We start from the raw sequence: 4952 nt of genomic DNA, 5'->3' as shown, positions 1-4952 counted from the left end.
TTCAGGCCGGGGAAGTTGATGTCTTTGGTCTGGAGGCCATGCTCCGCTATGACCTGGCTGATGTCATGGATCTCGGCATTTCCCTGCCTCTGGAAGTGGCCTATACCTACACCAACACCGAGCTCAAGAGCAGCTTCGAGAGCGATTTCAGTGAATGGGGCGATGTCAGCCGAGGGGACGAGTTGCCCCATATCCCCGCCCACCAACTGAACCTCGCCCTGCGCGCCGTTGCCAATGACTGGCAGTTCCGCTTCGCGGCGAACTATGTGGACGAGACCCGCTCCGTGGCCGGGTCCGGCAGCATTCCGGCCAATCAGACTGTCGATGCCCGCTGGCTGTTTGATGTCTCCGGTGAGTATGCCCTCAACAGCAGTGTCCGTGCCTTTGCCAGCGTGGAAAACCTGTTCGACGAGACCTATGTCTCCGCCCGCAGTCCGGCGGGTGCCCGGGTCGGTCTGCCCCGCACGGCATGGGCCGGGATGCGCCTCGAATTCTGAAATCCCTGTGGATTGGGGGAGGGGAGCCAGGGGTGCATGGAGGCGCCTCTTTTCCCGTTCCCGAGGGCCGGCGAGTTGTTGTTTGCTCGTTATTGACAATCATTCTCATTTGCATTTAAGCTGTGATTGTTAATTGCAGGAGGTGCGCCATGTACGTGTGTGTCTGTAACGCGGTCTCTGACCGGGCCATTCTGGCCGCCATCGATGAGGGCGCCCACAGTCTGCCGTGCCTGATGGACCGTCTCGGCGTGGCCACCGCCTGCGGTACCTGTGAAGAGGCCGTGCGTGAGCAGCTCGTCAGCCGCCTGCGCCAATTGGGCAAGCACAGCCTTCTGGAAGCCGTTGCCGCCTGATATCGATCCCGGAATCGTCCCTGAGACCGGTTAATTGCTCTTCCGTTTCTGTTGCCACTTCCGCCCCCGCGTCGAACTGCTATAGACTCCCGAGGTCAGACGTTCCCACGGATGAACCCATTCTCAGCGGGAGAAGGCAATGAAAGGCCACAGCAGCATCATCCAGCACCTCAACCGTATCCTCAAAAATGAGCTGACCGCGATCAACCAGTATTTCCTCCACGCCCGCATGCTGCAGAGCTGGGGCATGGAACGGCTCGGAAAAAAGGAATACGAGGAATCCATCGATGAGATGAAGCACGCCGATGCCCTGATCGAGAGGATTCTGTTCCTTGAGGGCCTGCCCAATCTCCAGGATCTGGATAAGCTTATGGTGGGTGAGGACGTCAAGGAAGTGCTGGAATATGATCTGAAGCTGGAGCTTTCGGGGCACACGGACCTCAAGGCCGCCATCACCCATGCTGAATCCGTTGGCGATTACGTCTCCCGGGATCTCTTTGTGAGCATCCTGCGGGACGAGGAAGAGCATGTGGATTTTCTCGAGACCGAACTGGGCCTGATCGACAAGATGGGCCTGGAAAACTACATCCAGTCCCAGACTGCTGGCTAGAGGCCAGCTAGAAGGGCTTGAGTACCGCCAGCAGGACAATGGCCACCAGGGCCAATGCCGGTAGCTCGTTGAAGATGCGCAGGAAGCGATCCGAGTGGGGCATGCGGTCGACCCGGAACAGGCGGTTTAGCCGCAGGCAGTAGAAGTGATAGGCGAACAGTGCCGCCACCAGAGCCAGCTTGGCGTGCAGCCAGCCCGGCATGGGCCACCAGGCCATGGCGATGAGCCACAGGCCACTGGCCAGTGTCAGTGCCGCGCCGATGGTCATGATGACCCAGAGCCGGTGTTCCATGATCTGAAATCGATCCCGGGAAACGGGATCCTCGGCCGCCCGGTGATAGATGTATAGCCGAGGCAGATAGAAGAGGCCGGCGAACCAGGTCACCATGAAGATTATGTGAAAGGCTTTCAGTGTCAGCATTTACAACTTCCCCGGACAAGCGAATTCTATGCTTTTCGGCAACCGCCAGTCTCCGTAAGATAGCAAAGGTTGGCAGGTATTACCCTTCCCATCCGAGGTCAAGCAAGGCATGACAACCCATAGTCTCGTGGTCAAAGCCTACCGGCCCTGGCGTTATCGAATCACCATCGCCATTCTTCTGCTGCTGGCAATCACGGCGGTCATCTATGCCTACCAGCGTGGCTTGACCGATGGGGGGTATTTTCAGACGGAAGCGCGAGCCGAAAGGGAGGCCATGCAGTCTCAGTTGGAACAGGCGGCACAACTTGAGACTCGTTTGCGCGATCGCCTCGCGGTCCTGGAGCGGGCTCAGGAAGTGAATCAGGCCGCCCGGGAGAACCTGAGACAGGACCTCTTGTCACTGCAGGACGAGATTCAGGGCCTGGAGGAAGAGCTGGCCTTCTACCGCGGGATCGTTTCACCCGAGGACGGGCAGAGTGGTCTCCAGATCCAGGAGTTCAGTATTTCACCAGGACGGGAAGACGGCGAGTACCGCTTTACACTGATGCTCATCCAGGCCATGACCCATGACCGTCGGGTGGAGGGTGAGATCAGGCTGGCGGTGGAGGGAAGGCAGGATGACGAGTCGCTCAGCCTGGATGTTTCGGAGCTGGGGGATCACGACAATCTGGCCTTTTCCTTCCGCTACTTTCAGGGATTTGACGGTCGCCTGCGTCTCCCGGAGGGCTTTGAGCCGGAACAGGTTTCAGTGACCGTCAGCCCGCGAGGGCGCAATCGCAGCCAGATCGAGGAAAGTTTTGAGTGGCCGGAGCTGGAGCGCTAGACTGGTCAGACTGATGACGGAGTCCTCGCCGCTTGAGGTCGGGGCTCCCTAACCGGATCGGAGGCACACCCGAGCATGTGGGGCAGCGGAAACAAGAGCAAGGGCGCCCGGAGCGCCAAGATCGAGACCCTGGTGGGCCGCAACACTGAGATCACCGGGGACGTCAAATTCAAGGGTGGCATGCATGTTGATGGCACCGTCAGGGGCAATGTACTGGCCGACGGTGACAATTGCGTCATCAGCGTCAGTCAGCACGGCGTCATCGAAGGTGATGTAAAGGTGCCCCATATTGTGCTGGACGGGACCGTCACCGGGGATGTCTATTCCCGTGAGCGGCTTGAGCTGGAGGCCCATGCGAAAGTGAACGGCGACGTCTACTACAATCTGGTCGAAATGGCGGTGGGTGCCAGCGTCAACGGCAAGATGGTGCACAAGCCTGCGGAGAAGCCCCTGTTACTCGAGAAGGGCGGCAATCAGCCGAATCAGAGCCGGCCAGCTGATCGCGATCGCGGTGCACAGTCGGCGGGTGGTGCAGAACAGCGTGGCCGTGAGGGCCAGGGCCGCTTTGAGCCGGGGACCCAGTCCCGGGACGGCAAGGTGTCTGGCAGTCAATGACGTATAATGGCCCGAGCAATCCCGAGACCTGGAGGTCAAGACAGCCATGAGTACCCAAACCTACGTGCCCGAGTCCGATAATGGTGGCCAGATCCCCGAGGCATTGATTTTCACCGACGCGGCCGCCCGGAAAGTCCGTGAGCTGATCAGCGAAGAGGGCAACGACCAGCTTAAGCTGCGGGTTTTCGTCAGCGGTGGCGGGTGCTCCGGTTTCCAGTACGGGTTTACCTTCGATGAAGAAATCACGGAAGGTGACACAGAGATCAGAAATGATGGTGTCACGCTGCTGGTGGACCCCATGAGCGTCCAATATCTCATGGGCGCCGAGATCGACTATACCGAGGGTCTGGAAGGAGCTCAGTTCGTTATCCGAAACCCCAACGCCTCCACGACCTGTGGTTGTGGCTCCTCTTTCGCGGTATGAGGCCGTGGTTCGGGAACAATGTCTGAATTGACTCGAGGGGGGTGCCGGTGGCGCCCCCTTTCTTTATGCCTGGCTTGAACCGGAGGGCAGAGCATGGGGGCAGGGGTGGAACAGGTCAGGGAGTTGTGGTCATTGGCGCGTGGTGAACGACTGCTGGCGGCCATTGATCTGGGCTCGAACAGCTTCCATCTCATCGTAGCCCGCCTGAGTGGTCGGGATCTGCACGTGATTGACCGCATCAAGGAAACCGTGCGTCTGCGCAGCGGCTTGAGCGAGGACGGTGACCTTGCGCCGGAGGCACGTACCCGGGCACTGGCCTGCCTGTCCCGCTTCGGCGAGCGCCTCAAGGGCATGGATTCCACTCAGGTCCGGGCCGTTGGTACCGATGCCCTGCGACGCGCCGGTGACAGTCGGGACTTTCTTGAGGCCGCCGAGGCTGCCCTCGGGCATCCCATCGAGATCATTTCCGGCTTCGAGGAAGCGCGACTGATCTACGCCGGGGCAACGCCGGTTGTGACCGAAGGTGACGAGGCGCGCCTGGTGCTGGATATAGGTGGTGGTAGCACGGAAGTCATTCTTGGCCAGGGGGCTCGCCCCAAACTGCTGGAATCTCTGGGCATGGGCTCGGTTTCCCTGACCGAGCGCTGCTTTGATGGTGGCGAGGTGAGTCGGTCGAACATGAAGCGGGCCCTTCGGATTGCGCGCGGCGAGATCAGTGGCGTTGCACCGGCCTATCGGCGGGCCGGCTGGGGCCAGGCCCTGGGTGCCTCGGGCACTATCCGTTCCATCGCCGCCATCGCCGAAGCCCGGGGCTGGAGCGAGTCCGGGATCACCCTCGACAGTCTCAGCGCCCTCTGTGACGACCTGGTGTCGAGGGGGCGCCCCAAGGCGGACGATTACCCCGAGCTGCGCCCGGACCGGGTGCCCATTCTGCCGGGGGGCACGGCCATTCTGAGAGCCGTCTTCGAAGCCCTCGACATCCAGCGTATGGAGATCGCCCCCGGGGCCCTGAGGGAGGGTTTGCTGGAAGATATGGCCGGGCGGGTGCGTCACCGGGATGTACGTGATCGCACGGTGACCGCCATGATGGGGCGCTATCGCATGGACCGTGCTCATGGACGCGCCGTGGCCCGCACGGCCGTGGAGGCCTGGGATGCCGTCGCGGTGCCCTGGGGGCTGGATCAGCGGCCGGAAACTCGCGAGTTTCTC

General features: G+C 61.0%; 8 protein-coding genes. 7 read left to right on the top strand and 1 reads right to left on the bottom strand.

What is annotated here, in order from left to right; genetic code table 11:
- From ACJWXQ_RS01360 to bfr, 3 genes are all read left to right on the top strand, one after another.
- Positions 1 to 497 (top strand): TonB-dependent receptor domain-containing protein (locus ACJWXQ_RS01360; RefSeq protein ID WP_406671993.1); only part of this gene is annotated, 497 nt, incomplete at its 5' end.
- A 149-nt stretch (positions 498 to 646) separates the two neighbouring features.
- Entirely contained in the window at positions 647 to 850 is a 204-nt protein-coding gene (locus ACJWXQ_RS01355) for a (2Fe-2S)-binding protein (protein WP_346050862.1), read from the top strand.
- A gap of 139 nt (positions 851 to 989) precedes the next feature.
- Positions 990 to 1460, top strand: coding sequence for a bacterioferritin (bfr, locus tag ACJWXQ_RS01350; protein ID WP_406671992.1), 471 nt, complete (start codon positions 990 to 992; stop codon positions 1458 to 1460).
- A gap of 7 nt (positions 1461 to 1467) precedes the next feature.
- Here the strand turns inward: bfr and ACJWXQ_RS01345 are convergent, their stop codons facing one another.
- A complete protein-coding gene (locus ACJWXQ_RS01345) occupies positions 1468 to 1881 on the bottom strand; it encodes a CopD family protein (RefSeq protein WP_346050860.1) in 414 nt (137 codons plus the stop codon).
- Positions 1882 to 1990: 109 nt separating this feature from the next.
- Here ACJWXQ_RS01345 and ACJWXQ_RS01340 point away from each other — a divergent pair, with 109 nt between their 5' ends.
- The 4 genes from ACJWXQ_RS01340 to ACJWXQ_RS01325 form a co-directional block, all read left to right on the top strand.
- Positions 1991 to 2704 (top strand): DUF6776 family protein, encoded by a 714-nt coding sequence (locus ACJWXQ_RS01340; protein WP_406671991.1) that lies wholly within the window; start codon positions 1991 to 1993, stop codon positions 2702 to 2704.
- Positions 2705 to 2779: 75 nt separating this feature from the next.
- The gene (locus ACJWXQ_RS01335) at positions 2780 to 3319 is read left to right on the top strand and encodes a polymer-forming cytoskeletal protein (protein WP_346050858.1); all 540 of its coding nucleotides are present in this window, start codon (positions 2780 to 2782) and stop codon (positions 3317 to 3319) included.
- Between the two features lie 46 nt (positions 3320 to 3365).
- Positions 3366 to 3743 (top strand): iron-sulfur cluster insertion protein ErpA, encoded by a 378-nt coding sequence (erpA, locus tag ACJWXQ_RS01330; protein ID WP_346050857.1) that lies wholly within the window; start codon positions 3366 to 3368, stop codon positions 3741 to 3743.
- A 93-nt stretch (positions 3744 to 3836) separates the two neighbouring features.
- A partial coding sequence (locus tag ACJWXQ_RS01325) for an exopolyphosphatase (RefSeq protein ID WP_406671990.1) occupies positions 3837 to 4952 on the top strand: 1116 nt, incomplete at its 3' end.

The organism is Natronospira sp., from assembly GCF_007134575.1.
GTDB lineage: Bacteria > Pseudomonadota > Gammaproteobacteria > Natronospirales > Natronospiraceae > Natronospira > Natronospira elongata.
The sequence above is the reverse complement of the archived record's forward strand: the minus strand, read 5'-3'. Positions and strand labels throughout refer to the sequence as shown.